Source organism: Streptomyces sp. NPDC045899, assembly GCF_056431485.1.
Window position 1 is genome coordinate 153,148 of the sequence record NZ_JBWKKP010000014.1, and the last position, 17,505, is coordinate 170,652.

The following is a 17,505-nucleotide window of genomic DNA, read 5'->3' on the forward strand; positions in this document are numbered from 1 at the left end:
GCGGGGTGGTCAGGACGCCGAGTCGGCACTGCCCCGCGGGCGCTGACCGGAAGCGCGGGCGGCCACGGGCCTCGCGGGAGCGTCGGGCCGCGCCGAGCCCGGGCGCGCGGTGCGGGTTCCGTGGAGCCGGCTCCCCCAGTATGCCGCGAGCCCGGCGAGGACGAGGCCGCTGAGCCCGGCCGTCCCCACCGCGCCGTCGAGACCGCCGGTGACACCGCGCAGCTCCCTGCCCATGACGCTCACACCGATCCGGAAGGAGGCCCCGGAGGCCAGGGCGAGGAGCATCGCCGCGGCGCAGACCGCGAACCCCGTCCGCAGTGCGATCTCCAGATGGCGGCTCAGCGGCGCGTTGGCCTCCTCGCGCGCGGTACGCACCGGAGTGCGCGCCGCGGCCAGACGGCCCGTGAGCACCAGGGCCGCGACGAGGACGAGCAACCCGATGAGCCACAGCGGAACCTCGGCCACCGCCCGGTCGGCCACGGCCACGGTCCGGTCGGTGCGCCCGCCGTCGCCCGGTACCCCCTGCCCGATCGTGCCCAGCAGCCCGCCGAGTTCGCCCTGTTGGCGGTGGAGGCCCGCCTCCCACGACGAGCCCAGACCGGAGGTGAGCGCGACGGCCGACAGATTGGGCCCGGCCAGCAGCAGTGACCCGGCGGCCGTGGCCGCGCGGTCCCATCCGGCCAGTGCCGCGCCGCCCGCCAGTGCCCCCACCGCCAGGGGCAGTACGCACAGGGTGGTCACCACACCGGACAGCGCCGAGGCCACCGGGTGCCACTTCAGCCGCGGCCGGCTCATGGCCAGGGGGGTGGGCAGCGTCGTCCTGCGCGCCGCCACACAGCCGAGCCCGAGGAGCACCGCCACGCCGAGCACCCCGAGGAGCCCCGCCATCGCGGGATCGGCCTCGAAGCGCATCGAGCGCAGCGCGGATGTACCGCCGTCCCCGAACCGGAGCAGCGCACGCCGCCCGGCATCGTCACCGAGCTCGTCCGTCACGCCGTCCGGCAGCCGGAGCGTGCCCCGGGCCAGCATGGCCAGCGACGGGAACAGCATCGCGGCGGTGCCCAGCGCACCGCAGAGGCGGGCCACCAGCAGCGCCGGGGCCGGTCGGGGGCGTGAACGCAGTGGGCGGAAGAAGCCGTACCCCAGCACCACCGCCCCCAGGACCGTCAGCCCGAGCGGTATCGCCGCCGCCTCGCCCGCCATCTCCACGCTCAGTCCGTCGGTGAGCCCGCCCAGGGGACCGCCGCCGTCCCCGAGCGGTACCGGGGAGCCGGAGCCGAGGGTGATCCCGCTGCCCACGGCCATGCTGGTGACCGCCCAGGTGAGCCGGGACACCGGGGCGAGCTCACCGGCACCCAGCGCGAGCAGCGCCAGATACGCGGTGGCCGCCATCACCGCACCCGCCACGAGGACGGCGAGTGCCCCTTCGAGCGCATGCCGCGCGGTGCCGCCGGGCCGTGCGGCCGCGGACTGGGACGCTGTCGACATCACTGGTCCTTCCTTTCGCGCTGCCGGTGGATCAGGAGCCGAGCCGGACCGGATCGGCCGATGCGCCCGGGGAGGTGTCACCCGGTGCGGTCTCTTCCGGGCCGCCCAGCGAGGTGCCCTCCACATCGATGTCCGGAACCCAGCGGTCCAGCCAGCGGGGGAGCCACCACGCCCGGTGGCCGAGCAGCGCGAGTACGGCCGGTACGAGGGTCATCCGGACGATGAAGGCGTCCAGGAAGACCGCCACGGCCAGACCGAAGCCGATGGTCTTCACCATCAGTTCGTCCGATCCCATGAACGCGGCGAAGACGGAGATCATGATGATGGCCGCCGCCGTGACGACACGGGCTCCGAGATCGAATCCGGTGGTGATGGCCGTGAGCGGTGACTGTCCGCCGACGTACGCCTCCCGCATCCGGGTCACCAGGAACACCTCGTAGTCCATGGCCAGTCCGAACACCACGCCGACCACGAAGATCGGCGTGAGCGACACCACCGGACCCGGCTCGGACACCCCGAACAGTTCGGCGCACCAGCCCCACTGGAAGACCGCGACGACCGCGCCCAGCGCCGCGATGATGGACAGGACGAAGCCCAGCGCGGCCTTGAGCGGGACGAGCAGCGAACGGAAGACGGCGATCAGCAGCAGCAGCGCCAGGCCCGCCACGAGCGAGAGATAGGGGACCAGGGCGTCGGCCAGTTTCCGGGAGACGTCGATGTTCATCGCGGTGGTGCCGGACACCATGATCCGGGCGTCGCTGTCGGCCTCCAGGCCGGGTTCGCGCAGCGCGTGGACGAGGTCGGTCGTCTGCTCACTGCTCGGCGCGGAGGCGGGGACCACGGTGAGCACGGCGGTGTCGCCGGAGTCGTCGAAACGGGGCGGATTGACCCGGGCGACGCCGTCCATCCGCTGGATACGGGCGGTGGCGCGCTCCGCGGCGGCCGTGGCGCTCCCGTCGCCGCCGGGCTGTACGACCAGCAGCAGCGGACCGTTGAACCCCGGCCCGAACTCCTGTGACAGCAGGTCATACGCCCGGCGCTGGGTGGTGGACGTCGGCTGGCTGCCGTCATCGGGCAGGTCCAGCTCCAGGGAGGCGGCGGGCACCGCCACGGTGAGCAGGGCGGCCACGCCCACGACGAGGACGGCCAGCGGACGCCGGGTGACGAAGCGGGCCCAGCGCACGCCCATCCCGGGCCGTGACACCGCGCCCGTGTCAGCCGCCGCGGCCGTGTCAGCCGTACCGGACTCATCGGCGGCACCGGACACCTCGGAATTCCGGGCGCGGCGGCCACGGCGCGGCCCGGCGGGCCGGATCCGGCGCCCCGCGATGCCCAGCAGCGCCGGCACCAGGGTGAGGGCGACGAGGACGGCGAGCGCGACGGTACCGGCGGCGGCCAGCCCCATCTGGGTCAGCACGGGGATGTGCACCACGCTCAGACCGACCAGCGCGATCACCACGGTGAGTCCGGCGAACACCACCGCGGAGCCCGCCGTGCCCAGGGCCCGTCCGGCCGCCTCCTCCCGGCCCCTGCCCTCCGCGAGCTCCGCGCGGTACCGGGAGACGACGAACAGGGCGTAGTCGATACCGACGGCCAGGCCGAGCATGGTGGCGAGCACGGAGGTGGTGGAGCCCAGGTCGAGCGCGCTGGACAGGGCCTTGATGACGCTCGTGCCGATGCCCACCCCCAACAGGGCGGTGAACAGCGGCAGTCCGGCCGCGATCAGCGCGCCGAAGGTGATGACCAGGACCACCGCGGCCACGCCGAGGCCGATGGCCTCCGAGGCGTGGCCTTCCGCGGTGGTGGACAGCGCGTTGCCGCCCACCTCGACCGTGAGCGCGGACGACCGGGCCTCCTCCACGGTGGCCAGCAGCGCGCTGCGCGCGTCCTCCTCCACCTCCGAACTGGACACCTCATAGGTGACCTGGGCGTAGGCCGTGGAGCCGTCCTTGCTCACCGCCTTGGTGGCGAAGGGGTCGGTCACCTGGCTGACCTGCGGATCCTTCCCCAGCGCCCGGACCGTTTCACCGATGGCCCGTTTGGTCTGCGGCTCGGTCACCCGGCCGTCATCACTCCTGAACACCACACGTGCCGTGGCGGCGTCGGCGTCCTGCCCGGGAAACCGCTCGTCGAGCAGGTCATAGGCGCGCTGCGCCTCCGTGCCGGGCATGGAGTAGTCGGTGTGGGGGGCCGCGGGGGCCCGGGCGGCCAGCACACCGGCGAGGATCAGCAGACCGGTCCACAGGACGGTGACGTACCACCGCCTTCGGAAGGAGAAACGGCCCAGCGCGGACAGGAGAGTGGCCACAGTGATGGCTCCCGGTCGGATCGTGGCTCAACGGGGCGGAGAGCGGGAGCCCGGTCCGGACCGTGGTCCGGGTCTGTCGTGGCGCCGTGCCGTCGCCGGACCCGTCGTCCGCTCTGTCCCTGGAGCCTGACAGTCGCCGTCGGCCACTTCCGGAGAGTTCCTGGGAGCTTTCTGAGAGGTCCGTCGCCGGAGGGCGCCGGGTCACCGGCCGCCGTGCCCCGGCCCCCTCCGTGGCCCTCTGTCCTCACAGGGAATTCCCAGGAATCGCCCGCGCGCGGACGCCATCGGGCATGTCCGCGCGCGGGGTGTCCCTCACCAGCGGTGGTGCACCTGGGCGCGGATCCGTCGGTCATAGAGCGTGCCGACGGCGTCCAGCGTGGTCTGCGGGAGCGGGGGCAGCGCCGCGGCCCGCGCGTTGGCCCGCGCCTGCTCCGGAGAGCGCGCGCCGGGGATGACCGAGGTGACGCCAGGCTGCTGGACGATCCAGCGCAGTGCCGTCTGGGCGGCCGTGGCCCCCTCGGGAGCCAGCTCCCCGAACTCGACGGCCGCCCCGACGCCCTCCTCGTAGTCCACGCCCGAGAACGTCTCACCTTGGTCGAACTGCTCACCGTGGCGGTTGAACGAACGGTGGTCATCGGCGGCGAACACGGTGTCCCTGGTGTACTTCCCGGACAGCAGACCGGACGCCAGCGGCACCCGGGCGATGATCCCCACCCCGGCCTCACGCGCCGCCGGAATCACCTGCTCCAGCGGCTTCAGCCGGAACGGGTTGAGAATGATCTGCACACTCGCGGTACCCGGCCGGGCGATGGCTGCCAGCGCCTCGTCGCAGGTCTCCACGCTCACCCCGTACGCCGCGATGCGCTCCTCCGCCACCAGGGTATCCAGCGCGTCGAACACCACGTCGGAGGAGTGCACCGGGGTGGGCGGACAGTGCAGCTGCACCAGATCGAGGACGTCCACTCCCAGGTTCGCCCGCGAACGGTCGGTCCACGCGCGGAAGTTGTCCAGCGTGTAGGCCTCCTCGACGTGCGGGTCGGCCCGCCGCCCCATCTTCGTCGCCACGAAGATCCCGGCGTCCGGACGGTCGCGCAGAAACCGCCCGATGAGCTGCTCGCTGCGTCCGTCCCCGTACACATCGGCGGTGTCGAAGAACGTCACACCCGCCTCGACGGCGGCGTCCAGCACGGACCGCGCGTCCGCCTCGGTGACATCGCCCCAGCCGGCGCCCAACTGCCAGGTGCCCAGGCCGACGACGGAGACCTGCCGGCCGGTTCGGCCGCACACTCGCTGCTCCATGAACCCTCTTCCTCTGAACGGTGCGAACCGTCAACGCTACCTCCGCCGGGACCCGGTCAAAGCCCCCCAAGGGTTTGTCAAGTACCTACAAAAACATCATGTGAGCTGGGGCGATTGCTGTCGGGGTACCCGGCAAGTAGGGTGTGCCACATGTCAGCTCTCAACGTGGAATTCAGCGATCGGGAACTTGAGGACCTCCGCCAGATCGCCAAGGAACGCGGCACCACGATGAAGGCGATCGTCCGGGAGGCGACCGTGGCCGACATCGCCCGGCACCGAGCCCTCCAGGAAGGTGCCGAAGTCTTCCGCCGGTTCTTCGCGGACAACGCCGACGCCTTCGCCGACGCGTTCCCCGAGGACGAACACGGCCGGGGACGGGCCGCCTGACCGATGGCCCCCCTTCTGCACATCGATGTGCCATGGCTGCTGCAGCGGCATGAGGAAGTCCTGCCCGAACAGCCCGCCATCTCGGACTTCTCCGGACTGGTCGCCGCCGTGGCCCGCCACCGCGTCGATCCGCCCCGGCTGGGCGTCGATCCCGACCCGGCGTGGCGGGCCGCGGCCCTGCTGCACACGCTGGCCACGCTCAGGCCGCTGCCGGCGAGCAACGCACGGTTCGCCAGCGCCACCGCGGTCGCCTATATGCACGCCTCGGGCGAGGGCATCGACCCGCCGTACGGTGCGCTGATCGACCTGGTGCGGGACATCCTCTCCAGCAAGGCCGACGTGTTCGACGCGGCGGGCCGCATCCGCTCCTGGCGCATCTGACCCCGGCGCGCCGCCGTCCGGCGGCTGGGGCTCAGCGGAAGATCCCGGTGTGACCGAGGGAGTAGCGGCCGGGCTGCGGATAGACCGCCAGTCCGTGCGGGCCGCCCCCGACCGGGATCCGGGCGCGCAGCTTTCCGGTGCGGGTGTCGATCGCGTACACCTCGGCGTTGTACCGGCCCGACAGCCACAGCACCTTGCCGTCGGCGGAGAGCCCGCCCATGTCGGGGCTGCCGCCACCGGGCAGCCGCCACCGGTCGACCAGCTTCCCGGAGTCGAAGGAGAGCACCGAGATGGTGCCCTCGCCCCGGTTGGAGATGTACATCGTGCGCGAGTCCCGGCTGACGTACAGCCCGTGAGTGCCCTTGCCGGTGGGCAGCAGCCGCGGACGGCTGAAGGTGTCGCCGTTGAGCACCCACACCCCGTTCGCCACCATGTCGGCCACGTACCACTTCCGGCCGTCCGGTGAGATCTTGACGTCCTGCGGCATGGCGCCCGCCACCGGCAGCCGCTGCTGTCCGACTACCTTCATCCGCGCGGTGTCCACCTTCAGCAGTTCGCCGGAGAACTCGCAGGAGACGATGAAGTAGCGTCCGTCGGGGGAGAAGTCGGCGTGGTTGACGCCGTAGCAGCTCACCGGCAGCGCCTTGACCACCCGCATGGTGTGCGCGTCCCGGAACACCAACTGCCGGTCCTTGGAGGCCATTACCACGGCGTGCTTGCCGTCCGGGGTGAAGTAGAGGTTGTACGGGTCGTGGACGTCCACCGTGCGCCCGGCCCGGCCGGTCGCGGGGTCGATCGGGGTGAGGGTGTTGCCCAGGTCGTTGTTGACCCACAGCGTCTTAAGGTCCCAGGAGGGGACCACGTGCTGCGGCTGGTGGCCCACCGGGATCGTACGGATCACCTTGAAGGTCTTGGGATCGATGACACTCACGGTGTCCGACAGGGTGTTGGGCACGTACACCCGCGACGGGAAGCGCTTGACCGCCTCGGCCAGCCTGCCCGGCCGGTCGGCGGCGTAGAGGTCGTGGGGATCCAGCGGTGCGGGCATGCCCGGCAGCAGCTTGGCGCGGGCTGCCTTCTCCGCCGCGGCCGAGCGATGCGCGGCGCGGCTGGCCCGGGGCGTCTCCCGGTCCCGTCCGTGCTCACCGGTGGAGGCGCAGGCCGGGACCGCGGCGGAGCACAGCAGCAGGGCCAGGGCGGCCCGGACCACGGCGCGGCGGCGCGCGGGGGAGCGGTGGGTCGTGCCACTGGCCACGGTGTCCTCCAGCGGAGACTCCGGCGGAACGAGCGGACTGCGGCCGCTGTCCGGAGCACGGTGGGCCGTGCGCCCAGGCTGTCACCGCCTCCACCCACCGGCACCCGCCGACGTCCAAGCAGGTGAGGGGCGTACCACCGGTGGCCGAAGGGGTTTCCCGGCCGGCCGGGCGGCACCGGACACACGGTGCGTACATTCGTGTGCACCTCCGCATATTCCGGCGCCCGCGGGGGATTCGGGGATCATGACAAAGCCCTGCCTCCCGACGGGCATCCGGGCCTGCCTGTTCGATCTCGACGGGGTTCTGACCCGGACCGCCGTGGTGCACGCGGCGGCGTGGAAGCAGACGTTCGACGCCTTTCTGGAGCGCCGCGACGGCCCCTCCTTCCGTCCCTTCGACCGGGATGCCGACTACGACGAGTACGTGGACGGCCGCCCGCGCGCCGACGGTGTCCGCACCTTCCTGGCCTCCCGGGGCATCGACCTCCCCGAGGGGGCACCGGACGACCCGCCGGACAGGGATACCGTGAACGGTCTCGGCAACCGCAAGAACATCCTGGTCCTGGCCAAGATCCGGGAAGAGGGCGTCGAGGCGTATCCCGGTTCGGTGCGGTTCGCCGAGGCGGTGCGCGAAGCCGGACTGCGCACCGCGGTCGTCTCCTCCAGCGCCAACTGCCGCGACGTACTGACCGCCGCCAAGATCGAGCACCTCTTCGAGGTGCGGATCGACGGAGTGGTCGCCGCCGAGCGCGCGCTGCCGGGCAAACCCCATCCCGACACCTTCCTCGAGGCCGCCCGTGAACTGGACACCGTTCCCGGCGCGGCCGCCGTCTTCGAGGACGCGCTCGCGGGCATGGAAGCCGGGCGCGCGGGCCGGTTCGGCCAGGTGATCGGCGTGGACCGGGTGGGCCAGGGCGACGCGCTGCGCCGCCACGGCGCCGACATCGTGGTCCAGGACCTCGCCGAACTGCTGGAGGGGGACGCCTCGTGATCACCGACTCCTCGTACGCCGTGGATCCCTGGCTGATGCGCGAGACCGAGCTGCACCTGGACGTGCTGCCCCAGAGCGAATCGCTCTTCGCGCTGTCGAACGGGCACGTCGGCTGGCGCGCCAACCTCGACGAGGGCGAACCCCACGGTCTGCCCGGCTCCTACCTCAACGGGGTGTACGAGCGGCGTCCGCTGCCCTACGCCGAGGCCGGATACGGCTACCCCGAGGCCGGTCAGACCATGATCAACGTCACGAACGGCAAGATCATCCGGTTGCTGGTGGACGACGAGCCCTTCGACCTGCGCTACGGACGGCTGCGCTCCCACGAACGCGTCCTCGATCTGCGCGGCGGGGTGCTGCACCGCGAGTGCGAGTGGAGCTCGCCGTCCGGCACCAGTGTCCGGGTGCGCTCCACCCGGCTGGTCTCCCTCACCCAGCGGGCCGTCGCCGCCGTCGCCTACGAGGTGGAGGCGCTGGACGCCCGGGTCCGTGTGGTCGTCCAGTCCGAGCTGGTCGCCAACGAACAGCTGCCCAGCCACGCGGGCGACCCCCGGGTGGCCCAGGCTCTGGAGTCCCCGCTGCTGCCCGAGGAACACGCCGCCAACGACCGGAAGCTCCGGCTGATCCACTGCACCGACGCCAGCCGGCTGCGGGTCGCGGCCGCCGCCGATCACCTGATCACCGGTCCGGCGCCGACCCGCCACTCCAGCGAGAGCAGCGATGACGTGGCCCGGCTGACGGTGACCTCGGTCCTCGAACCCGGCGAGGTCCTGCGGCTGGAGAAACTGGTCGCCTACGGCTGGTCGAGCGTGCGCTCCCTGCCCGCCGTACGCGACCAGGTCGAAGCGGCCCTGGCCGGGGCCACCAGCACCGGCTGGGACGGACTGGTGCGGCAGCAGCGCGCCTGGCTGGAGGACTTCTGGGACCGCGCCGACGTGGAGGTCGAGGGCGACGCCGAGATCCAGCAGGCGGTCCGCTTCGCCCTCTTCCACGTCCTCCAGGCGGGCGCCCGCGCAGAGGAACGCGCCATCCCCGCCAAGGGCCTCACCGGTTCCGGCTACGACGGACACTCCTTCTGGGACACCGACACCTTCGTACTGCCCCTGCTCACCTACACCTTCCCCGAGTCGGTGGCGGAGGCGCTGCGCTGGCGCCAGTCCACCCTGACCGCGGCCCGTGACCGGGCCCGTCAGCTCGGCCACACCGGCGCCGCCTTCCCCTGGCGCACCATCGACGGCTCCGAATGCTCCGCCTACTGGCCCGCCGGTACCGCGGCCTTCCACGTCAACGCCGATGTCGCCGACGCCGTGGTGCGCTACGTGGCCGCCACCGGCGACGAGGAGTTCGAACGGGAGACCGGTGTGGAGCTGCTGGTGGAGACCGCCCGGCTGTGGCGCTCCCTGGGCCACCACGACCACCACGGGCGCTTCCATATCGACGGGGTGACCGGACCCGACGAGTACAGCGCCCTCGGCGACGACAATGTCTACACCAACCTCATGGCCCAGTCGAACCTGCGGGCCGCGGCGGACGTGGTGGAGCGCCACCCCGCCAAGGGCGCGGAGCTGGGCGTCGACGACGAGGAGGCCGCCGCCTGGCGGGACGCCGCCGAGTCCGTCACCATCCCCTACAACAAGACCCTCGGTGTGCATGAGCAGCACACCGGCTTCACCGGCCACCAGGAGTGGGACTTCCACAACACCCGCCCCGACGAATACCCGTTGATGCTCCACTTCCCCTACTTCGAGCTCTACCGGAGACAGGTGGTCAAACAGGCCGACCTGGTGCTGGCGATGTATCTGCGCGGCGAGTGCTTCACCGAGGAGCAGAAGGCCCGCAACTTCGCCTACTACGAGCCGCTGACCGTCCGCGACTCCTCGCTGTCCGCGTGCTGCCAGGCAGTCATCGCGGCCGAGGTGGGCCATCTGCGCCTGGCCTACGACTACTTGGGCGAGGCGGCGCTGATGGATCTGAAGGACCTGGAGCACAACACTCGCGACGGACTGCACATCGCCTCGCTAGCGGGCACCTGGATCGCCCTGGTCGCCGGGTTCGGCGGGATGCGCCACATCGCGGGCAGCCTCGAGTTCGCGCCCAAACTGCCGGAGAAGCTGGCCCGCCTCGCCTTCACCGTGCAAGTGCTGCGACGGCGGCTGAGGGTGGAGATCACCACCACCTCCGTCACCTACTCCCTCGTCGAGGGCGCCCCGCTGGAGATCCGGCACTACGGCGAGGCCATCACCGTCTCCGACAAGTCGCCCAAGACCTGTGAGATCCCCGAGCACACCGCCCGCCCCGAACCCCGCCAGCCCCCAGGCCGCCGGCCCGACCGCCGGTCCTGAGCGGAACCGGCGGCGGTTGGAGGAAGGGCGGAGAAGGCGGAGAAGTGTGGAGAAGGAACTGCGACGGCCGAAAGGGGAGTGCGATGGATCCGCTGACCGCCCTGGACCGCATCGCGTTCCTGCTGGAACGCGCCCAGGCGCCCACCTACCGCGTACGCGCGTTCCGCACCGCCGAAGCCCTCCTGTCCGAGCTGTCCCCGGAGGAGGTACGGCGCCGGGCCGGGGCGAACACCCTCACCTCACTCAAGGGGATCGGTCCCAAGACCTCGCAGGTGGTGCGGGAAGCGGTGCGCGGCGAGGTCCCGGCGTACCTGGCCGACCTGGAGTCCGAGGACGAGGAGAACGCCCGGGAGCCCGACCCGGCGGCGACCGCATTGCGCGCCGCGCTGCGCGGCGACTGTCACCTCCACTCCGACTGGTCCGACGGTGGCTCCCCGATCGAGCTGATGGCGCGTACGGCTGCGCGCCTCGGCCATGAGTGGGCGGTGCTGACCGACCACTCACCCCGGCTGACGGTGGCGGGCGGTCTGTCGGCGGAGCGGCTGCGCACCCAGCTCGACGTGGTGGACGGGCTGCGCGCGAGCCTGGCCCCGTTCCGGCTGCTCACCGGTATCGAGGTCGACATCCTCCCGGACGGCTCCCTCGACCAGGAGCCGGACCTGCTCGAGCGGCTGGACGTGGTCGTCGCCTCGGTCCACTCCAAGCTGCGGATGGACGCCCGGCCCATGACCCGCCGGATGGTGGCCGCGGTCCGCAACCCGCATGTCGACGTGCTGGGCCACTGCACCGGACGGCTGCTCGGCGGCAAACGTCCGGAGTCCGTGTTCGACCCGGCCGAGGTCTTCGGCGCCTGCGCGGAGTCGGGCACCGCCGTGGAGATCAACTGCCGCCCCGAGCGGCTGGATCCGCCGCGACGGCTGCTCCGTGAAGCCGTCGCGGCGGGCACCTTCTTCTCCATCGACACCGATGCCCACGCGCCCGGCCAGCTCGACTGGCAGATCAACGGATGCACCCGCGCGGTGGAGTGCGAGGTGCCCGCGGAACGCGTCATCACCACCTGGACCGAACGGCAGCTTCTGGAATGGACGCGGACCCGCAAGGCACCACGTCGCACCGCCGCCCGCCGTACGGCCGGTGGAGACTGACCGCCGGGGATCCCGGCTCGTCGCCGCGCTCAGCTCCGGGGGCCCGCGGGGTCGAGCACCGCCTCGATGTCGATGGTGAGGTCGACCATGTCGCTGACCACCACACCGCCGCGGTCCACGGTGTCGTTCCAGGACACGCCGAAGTCCTGCCGGTTGATCCGGGCGGTGGCGAGGAATCCCGCGCGACGCCGCGGTCCGCGGTCCTGGTCCCCCTCCCACCAGGGTGTGTCCCACTGCCCCAGATAGGTCACCCGCAGCGGTACGGGACGGGTGACCCCGCGCACCGTGAGCTCCCCGTCCACATCGAACTCGGTCTCGCTGAGCTGGGTGACACCGGTACCCGAGTAGGTCCATGTCGGATGGTTCTCGACATCGAAGAAGTCCGCGCTGCGCAGATGCGCGTCGCGCTGTGGCTGGCCGGTGTACACCTCGGTGGCGTCGATCGTCGCCCCCACCCGGGCGTTCTCCGGCTTCTCCGGGTCCACCTCCAGGAACCCCTCGATGTTCTTGAGCTGCCCGCGCACATACGTGACCATCATGTGGCGTGCGGTGAATTCGGCGCCCGTATGACCGGGCTCGAAGAACCACCTGGTGACTGCCATATCCACTTCCTGACATGTGATCGGCTCCGGTCCGCCCCGGACCGATCATGCGTCAGACGTGGTGGAACGTCCCGGCGGGCCATACGCGAAATGCACGGTGAGTTCACCTATTTGCCGTAAGTCATCACATCGCCCGCTCCGGTCGGGCTACCGTGAATCCGTGGCGCACGCCGTCCGTGGTGTGGCGCACCGGGGGGACGTATGACGGACATGACGGGGCTCAGCGACACCACCATCGAGCGGATCCTCACGATGGTCGACGCCTCCGCGCTCGCTGTCGCGGAGGAGGAGCACGAGGAGCTCTTCGACGAGTTCGCGGAGGAGCTGCGCGCCGGACGCCGGGTGCCGGGTGCGGGGGAGTTCTTCGACGACACCAGTGGGGCACCGGCGGTCGACACCCATGTGTACCTGGCCATCGGGCTGTCCGTGCTCGGCCAGATCGCCTTCAAGGTGCTCTCGACGGCGACCGACATGGCCATCGAACGCGGCCTGCGGGACGCCATCGGCTATCTCACCCGGTGTCTGCGCGGTGGCGATGGCGGCGAGGGTGACGACGGCACGGCGGCGCTCACCCACCGGGTGACGGTCGAGCTGAGGCTGCCGCCGGAGGTGGACCCGGAGACGGTACGGGCCGTCGTGCGGATCCAGGCGGAAGCGGTCGTCCGCGCCGCGTCCGCGCCACCCGGTTCCGGGCCGTCGCGTTGCCCCGAGCCGTCGGGGGCTTCCGAACCCGAACCCGAAACCGGGCCGTCGGACGGTGGGAACGGGCCTCGGTAGCGCCCACCGTGGCCACCGAGTCCCCGGTCCTCCGACTGCGCCGGGCCGAGCGGGTGTGCTGGCTGATCCTCCTGGGCCCGGTGTGCGCCGCGCCCGCCACCGGCGCCAGTGTGACGGTCACCGGCGACGACGCGCTGAGCGTGCCCGCGGCGATCGGCGGAACGGCGATGCTCACCGTCCTGGTCCTCGCGTTCTTCCTCGCTCCGCTGATCAACGAGTGGCGTTCGGACTCCCTGAGCGGCCGTGAGGCGGACGAGACGCTGACCGGGATCGACTGGACGTCGAAGGGCTGGAAGCGGGTCCGGGACACCTTCCACGCGGCCGGGCTGGACACCGCACGGCTCCATGCCGTGTCCAGCTGGTCCCCGAACTCGGGGCTCAAGGTGGTCCATGTCCCGCAGCCCTCACCGGGCCTCCTCGGCCGGATGGAGGACTGGGGGACCCGGCTCCAGCGCCGCAGGTCCGTGTGGGTGGTGGGTGCCGCCGCCGGTTGCGCCGTCGCCCTGCTGGGAGACCGGCTGGACCCGTCGGTCGATGACGACGCCCTCCTCGTCCCCCTCCTGGTGGCGGCTGTGGCCATCGTCGCCGCGGCGGGTGTCTTCGTCTACCACGCCTTCTCCCTCAATGTCCGCAGGCCCACGGTTCACGTCATCATTCCGCGGAGCTGGCGGGCGCTGCTGCGGACGCCGGTCGGCGCGGTGCTGCTCCGTCATGAGATCTCCCATCTGCGCCACGGGGATCCGATGCGGCGCCGCTATCTGCGCCACGTACCGGCGGTGGGAAAGCTCGCCGTGTGGTTCGACTCCGTGGCGGCCCTCGCCGTCACCCCGATGGAGACCTCCGGTCAGACCCTCGTCTCCCTGACGGTCTTCGCATCCGCCCTCACCGGTGGCCTCTACGCCAACAGCCGGGCCCGCCGACTGATGGTGACGCTGATGGAGATGCGGGCGGACGCCGAGGCGCTGGCCCACGACCCGGAGTCGGCCGGCCTCGTCGCCACCTTCCTGGCCCGTCAGCAGGACCGGAACCCCACCCCGCAGAAGGCCGCCCGGCTGCGCGCCCTCACCCCCGGACGGGCCGGAGGGCCTCCGGCTCCCTACCCTCGGGCGGTCGCCGCCGCCTGGGTCTTCGTGGTGGCCACCGGTGTTCCCGCGATCGGACTGTGGACCGGAGTCCTGGACGGAGGGTCCTCCTGAGAGCCGCCAGGGGGTACCGTCCGACGCAGGGGGGTGCCGGCGAGGTGGCGGGTGACGGAGAGGTGTGAGCCATGAGCGGGACGGCTGAGTCCGGTGACGGCCGACGGGAAGAGCCGGAGCGCCGACGGGTGCTCACGGAGCCCGAGGGCGGTGACCCGGCCTGCTGGCTGGACCGTGTCTGCCCCGCCTGCGGCGCGTTCCAGGACACCGTTCCCCGTGACCGCTGCGCACGCTGTGGAGCGGCCGCCGAGACCGGCTGAACCCGGTCGGCTACGAGTCCTCCGTGGCCTCCAGCCGCTCGGTCGGTCCGCCGAACGCGAGGTGTGTGGTCCGGGAGGCGAGCAACCAGCGCCCCGCAACCGTGCGGAACCTGTCCTCGTAGTGCCCACGTTCGAGGGCACCCGCGGCGCGACGATGCCCTCCCGGTGGCCGTCGACCCGGTAGGTGGCGAAGTAGGACGTGGCGGTGGCCGTGGTCGCGGAGTGCACCGTGACCGCGATGTTGGAGGTCAGGCGGCGCGAGAGCCGGTCCGCCGGGCGGGAGCCGAAGTACGCCCCGAGCGCCTCGCGCCCCTCCACGCGCCGGTCCCCGGCGGGCCACTCCCAAACGCCGTCCTCCGTGAACAGCTCCGCCACCGAACTCGGGTCGCCCAGATCGAGCCGGTGCAGAAAGTCGATGATCAGGCGTTCACAGGCGCGTTCGGCGAGCAGCCGGTCCAGTGGGCCGAGATCTCGGTCATCCATGGTCTTTCCCCCTCGAGGGCATCACGGGCCGCGTCCCCACCGGTTCAGCCCTCATGGTCGTAGACCGTCACCGGAACACACCGGCCCACCAACCGCGCCGCTATCAGCGGCTCGACGCGTGACCAGCGGCCCCCCGCCAATCCGCAGCCGATGCGCGGCATATGGACCGAGGCGCCGTCCTCGGCGGCTCTGGCCGCCACCGTGCCCAGTGCGGTGTCGATCGCCTCGTACCGCACTGGAACCCCCTTGCTGCCGCGGCGTGTTCCGCGCTGACCGATCATGTTCGCCACGGTCAGATACGGGCTCACCCGGATGAACTGCACCGCGCCCAGGCCGAAGTCATTGCCCGCGCGCTCCCGGTGCCAGCGCCGGTACGCCGCTTCCGGCTCCGGCCAGCGGCGCGAGACCGCCAGGACAAAGCCCTTGCCCCAGCCGCCCAGGTCGTTGCAGACATGAGCGATGATCTTCTGTCCCTTGCCGCACGGTGAGGTGGCGTCCCCGCGGACGTACACGATGTCCCCCATGGCTTCACCGTACGGCCGACCCCTGACAGCGTGCCCGCGAATTTCAGTGCGGGGCCAGCCCGGCCTGGAAGGCCAGGATCACCGCCTGCGTCCGGTTCCCGGCGCCCAGCTTCGCCAGCACATTGCCCACATGCGTCTTGACCGTCTCCAGGCTCACGGTCAGCTCGTCCGCGATCTCCTGATTGGACAGCCCCCGCGCCATCTGCCGGAGGATCTCCGTCTCCCGGCGGGTGAGTGCGGCGGCCCGAGCCGCCGCCTCCGGCCGTACCGGCCGACCGGTGGCCAGACGGCGTACGGCGTCGGGGAAGAGCATCGAGTCGCCGGTCGCCACCAGATGGATGGCCTGGGCGATCTGCTGTGACGGAGCCCGCTTGCGGATGAAACCGTCGGCGCCCGCCTCCAGCGCGTCGTAGACGTACGCATCGTTCTCGAAGGTGGTGATCACGATGACCTTCGGCGGCTCGGACAGTGTCGTCCGCAACTGCCGGGTCGCCTCGATGCCGTTGAGGGTGGGCATCCGCACGTCCATCAGGACGATATCGGGGCGCAACGCCTTCACCAGCGGCAGCACTTCGGAGCCGTCCGCCGCCTCGCCGACGACCGTGAGGCCGGGCTTGGCGGACAGCAGCGTGCGCAGTCCGGTCCGGGTCAGTTCCTCATCGTCGACCACGAGCACACGCACGGTGCTGTTCACCGGATCCGCCGCGTCCGTCGCGCTCATCGCCCCGCTCCCAGCGGCAGCCGTGCCATCAGCCGCCACCGCGCCACGTCCGCCGCCCCTCCGTCGTGCGGTTCGTTCACGGGACCCGCGGACACCTCACCGCGCAGCAGCCGCACCCGTTCGGCGATCCCCTTCAGCCCCTGACGCCCCTGACCGGACCGTCCGTTCCCGCGGGCCGCCGGGCCATCGCCCCCAGGGCGGACCAGATTGACGAGTTCCACCTCCAGCCGTCCGCGGCGCACTTCGACCCGTAGCCGCATCCCCGTCCTCTCGCCGTACCGCAACGCGTTGGTCAGACCCTCCTGTGCGATGCGGTAGGCCTCCCGGGACACGGCCGCCGGCACCTGCCCGAGATCGCCACCGCGCTCCATCCGTAGCTCGGCGCCCGCCTGCCGCACCGACTCCACGAGGGCGTCGAGATCGGCCAGGGTGCGCTGCGGTGCCTTCGGCGCCTGCTCGTCGCGGAGCGCGCCCAGCACATGGTCCAGGTCATCCATGGCCGCGCGTGATGTCTCCTCGATGCTGGTGAGTGCCCGGCGCGCCGCGTGCGGATCACGCTCCAGCAGCTCCCCGGCCACCGCGGCCTGGATGGTCGACGCGGTGAGCGTGTGCCCGATGGAGTCGTGCAACTCCTGGGCCAGCCGGTTCCGTTCCCTCAGCACATCCATCCGTTCCTCGGCCGCGGCCAGCCGCTCGGCGGGCCGGTGGTCGAGGAAGACCGGGGCCAGCAGCCGCAGCGCCGCCGTTCCGACCGCCGTCGTGTATCCGGCGCACAGCAGGCACACCACGGAGACCAGGGGGGTCCACAGCCCCGCGCGGCCCGCGGGTACGGTGACCCGGCCCTCGAGGACGGCGATCTCTCCGCCACCGCCCCACCACACCGCCGGAAACGCCACGGCGCCGAAGACGAGCAGACCCGTCACCGCGGTCACCGCCACCCCCACCGCCATATGCGGCACCAGCCATGCCGTGGTACGCAGCCGGTTGGCCCACCGGGATCGCGGTGACTCGGCGGCGGGGAGCGGAAGTCCGGTGCCCAGCAGGCGATTGGCCAGCCCTACACAGCCGCGGCGTGCGCCGCGCGGCGCGCCCAGGGCGGTGACCACGACGACCAGCGCGAGGGTGAAGCCCGCGATACGGGCCGGAAGCTGCCACCGGGGCGGAGCCGACAGGACGGCGGCCGTCAGCGGTGGCACGCTCAAGGCCGCCCCGAGCAGCGCATGGGCCCAGCCCCGGAGGGTGGCCGCCGTGAACGTCGGACGGATCAACGTGTGCATGGTCCGCACAGTAGCCGCGGGCCGGTTCGGGCCGCCTCCCTCCCAAGAGCCAGTTCATATCCCTGATGT

The 17,505-nt window shown here is 71.8% G+C and carries 16 protein-coding genes and 1 pseudogene; 8 read left to right on the forward strand and 9 right to left on the reverse strand.

Annotated elements, in window-relative coordinates:
• Positions 1-9: 9 nt before the first annotated feature.
• The 3 genes from AC07FT_RS21975 to AC07FT_RS21985 form a co-directional block, all read right to left on the reverse strand.
• On the reverse strand, positions 10-1,488 hold the full coding sequence (locus AC07FT_RS21975; RefSeq protein ID WP_479177714.1) for a streptophobe family protein: 1,479 nt from the start codon (positions 1,486-1,488) through the stop codon (positions 10-12).
• A 31-nt stretch (positions 1,489-1,519) separates the two neighbouring features.
• The gene (locus AC07FT_RS21980) at positions 1,520-3,796 is read right to left on the reverse strand and encodes an MMPL family transporter (RefSeq protein WP_479177715.1); all 2,277 of its coding nucleotides are present in this window, start codon (positions 3,794-3,796) and stop codon (positions 1,520-1,522) included.
• A gap of 312 nt (positions 3,797-4,108) precedes the next feature.
• Positions 4,109-5,095, reverse strand: coding sequence for an aldo/keto reductase (locus AC07FT_RS21985; protein ID WP_479177716.1), 987 nt, complete (start codon positions 5,093-5,095; stop codon positions 4,109-4,111).
• A 150-nt stretch (positions 5,096-5,245) separates the two neighbouring features.
• Between AC07FT_RS21985 and AC07FT_RS21990 the strand changes: the two genes are divergently transcribed.
• Positions 5,246-5,482, forward strand: a complete 237-nt coding sequence (locus AC07FT_RS21990) for a hypothetical protein (RefSeq protein ID WP_479177717.1) — start codon at positions 5,246-5,248, stop codon at positions 5,480-5,482.
• Positions 5,483-5,485: 3 nt separating this feature from the next.
• Entirely contained in the window at positions 5,486-5,863 is a 378-nt protein-coding gene (locus tag AC07FT_RS21995; RefSeq protein WP_201878155.1) for a toxin Doc, read from the forward strand.
• Between the two features lie 31 nt (positions 5,864-5,894).
• Here AC07FT_RS21995 and AC07FT_RS22000 read toward each other — a convergent pair whose 3' ends face one another.
• Positions 5,895-7,118 (reverse strand): YncE family protein, encoded by a 1,224-nt coding sequence (locus tag AC07FT_RS22000; protein WP_479177718.1) that lies wholly within the window; start codon positions 7,116-7,118, stop codon positions 5,895-5,897.
• A 244-nt stretch (positions 7,119-7,362) separates the two neighbouring features.
• Here AC07FT_RS22000 and AC07FT_RS22005 point away from each other — a divergent pair, with 244 nt between their 5' ends.
• From AC07FT_RS22005 to AC07FT_RS22015, 3 genes are all read left to right on the forward strand, one after another.
• Positions 7,363-8,109, forward strand: a complete 747-nt coding sequence (locus AC07FT_RS22005; protein ID WP_479177719.1) for an HAD family hydrolase — start codon at positions 7,363-7,365, stop codon at positions 8,107-8,109.
• Complete coding sequence (locus AC07FT_RS22010) at positions 8,106-10,451, forward strand: glycoside hydrolase family 65 protein (RefSeq protein ID WP_479177720.1); 2,346 nt, start codon at positions 8,106-8,108, stop codon at positions 10,449-10,451. Before AC07FT_RS22005 ends, AC07FT_RS22010 begins: the two co-directional genes overlap by 4 nt.
• An 83-nt stretch (positions 10,452-10,534) precedes the next feature.
• The gene (locus AC07FT_RS22015) at positions 10,535-11,596 is read left to right on the forward strand and encodes a PHP domain-containing protein (RefSeq protein WP_479177721.1); all 1,062 of its coding nucleotides are present in this window, start codon (positions 10,535-10,537) and stop codon (positions 11,594-11,596) included.
• A 29-nt stretch (positions 11,597-11,625) separates the two neighbouring features.
• On the opposite strand, the gene AC07FT_RS22020 is transcribed toward AC07FT_RS22015, so the two are convergent.
• Entirely contained in the window at positions 11,626-12,198 is a 573-nt protein-coding gene (locus tag AC07FT_RS22020) for a YceI family protein (protein ID WP_479177722.1), read from the reverse strand.
• Positions 12,199-12,399: 201 nt separating this feature from the next.
• Between AC07FT_RS22020 and AC07FT_RS22025 the strand changes: the two genes are divergently transcribed.
• The 3 genes from AC07FT_RS22025 to AC07FT_RS22035 all read left to right on the forward strand — a co-directional run bounded on the left by AC07FT_RS22025 (position 12,400) and on the right by AC07FT_RS22035 (position 14,431).
• Positions 12,400-12,975, forward strand: coding sequence for a hypothetical protein (locus AC07FT_RS22025; RefSeq protein ID WP_479177723.1), 576 nt, complete (start codon positions 12,400-12,402; stop codon positions 12,973-12,975).
• 8 nt (positions 12,976-12,983) lie between these two features.
• The gene (locus AC07FT_RS22030) at positions 12,984-14,171 is read left to right on the forward strand and encodes a hypothetical protein (protein ID WP_479177724.1); all 1,188 of its coding nucleotides are present in this window, start codon (positions 12,984-12,986) and stop codon (positions 14,169-14,171) included.
• Positions 14,172-14,242: 71 nt separating this feature from the next.
• Positions 14,243-14,431, forward strand: a complete 189-nt coding sequence (locus tag AC07FT_RS22035; protein ID WP_479177725.1) for a hypothetical protein — start codon at positions 14,243-14,245, stop codon at positions 14,429-14,431.
• A 10-nt stretch (positions 14,432-14,441) separates the two neighbouring features.
• Here the strand turns inward: AC07FT_RS22035 and AC07FT_RS22040 are convergent.
• From AC07FT_RS22040 to AC07FT_RS22055, 4 genes and pseudogenes are all read right to left on the reverse strand, one after another.
• A pseudogene (locus tag AC07FT_RS22040) lies at positions 14,442-14,914 on the reverse strand (nuclear transport factor 2 family protein).
• Positions 14,915-14,958: 44 nt separating this feature from the next.
• The gene (locus AC07FT_RS22045; RefSeq protein WP_479177726.1) at positions 14,959-15,438 is read right to left on the reverse strand and encodes a macro domain-containing protein; all 480 of its coding nucleotides are present in this window, start codon (positions 15,436-15,438) and stop codon (positions 14,959-14,961) included.
• A gap of 43 nt (positions 15,439-15,481) precedes the next feature.
• On the reverse strand, positions 15,482-16,159 hold the full coding sequence (locus AC07FT_RS22050) for a response regulator (protein ID WP_471200025.1): 678 nt from the start codon (positions 16,157-16,159) through the stop codon (positions 15,482-15,484).
• On the reverse strand, positions 16,156-17,436 hold the full coding sequence (locus AC07FT_RS22055; RefSeq protein WP_479177727.1) for a sensor histidine kinase: 1,281 nt from the start codon (positions 17,434-17,436) through the stop codon (positions 16,156-16,158). The genes AC07FT_RS22050 and AC07FT_RS22055 overlap by 4 nt, the downstream gene beginning before the upstream one ends.
• Positions 17,437-17,505 lie beyond the last annotated feature (69 nt).

Bases quoted from the DNA above. Each gene is read 5' to 3' on its own strand.
- AC07FT_RS21995 (WP_201878155.1), top strand. From the start codon at position 5,486: ATGGCCCCCCTTCTGCACATCGATGTGCCATGGCTGCTGCAGCGGCAT.
- AC07FT_RS22045 (WP_479177726.1), bottom strand. From the start codon at position 15,438: ATGGGGGACATCGTGTACGTCCGCGGGGACGCCACCTCACCGTGCGGC.
- AC07FT_RS22005 (WP_479177719.1), top strand. From the start codon at position 7,363: ATGACAAAGCCCTGCCTCCCGACGGGCATCCGGGCCTGCCTGTTCGAT.
- AC07FT_RS22020 (WP_479177722.1), bottom strand. From the start codon at position 12,198: ATGGCAGTCACCAGGTGGTTCTTCGAGCCCGGTCATACGGGCGCCGAA.
- AC07FT_RS22050 (WP_471200025.1), bottom strand. From the start codon at position 16,159: ATGAGCGCGACGGACGCGGCGGATCCGGTGAACAGCACCGTGCGTGTG.
- AC07FT_RS22035 (WP_479177725.1), top strand. From the start codon at position 14,243: ATGAGCGGGACGGCTGAGTCCGGTGACGGCCGACGGGAAGAGCCGGAG.
- AC07FT_RS22025 (WP_479177723.1), top strand. From the start codon at position 12,400: ATGACGGACATGACGGGGCTCAGCGACACCACCATCGAGCGGATCCTC.
- AC07FT_RS22015 (WP_479177721.1), top strand. From the start codon at position 10,535: ATGGATCCGCTGACCGCCCTGGACCGCATCGCGTTCCTGCTGGAACGC.
- AC07FT_RS21975 (WP_479177714.1), bottom strand. From the start codon at position 1,488: ATGTCGACAGCGTCCCAGTCCGCGGCCGCACGGCCCGGCGGCACCGCG.
- AC07FT_RS21990 (WP_479177717.1), top strand. From the start codon at position 5,246: ATGTCAGCTCTCAACGTGGAATTCAGCGATCGGGAACTTGAGGACCTC.
- AC07FT_RS21985 (WP_479177716.1), bottom strand. From the start codon at position 5,095: ATGGAGCAGCGAGTGTGCGGCCGAACCGGCCGGCAGGTCTCCGTCGTC.
- AC07FT_RS22055 (WP_479177727.1), bottom strand. From the start codon at position 17,436: ATGCACACGTTGATCCGTCCGACGTTCACGGCGGCCACCCTCCGGGGC.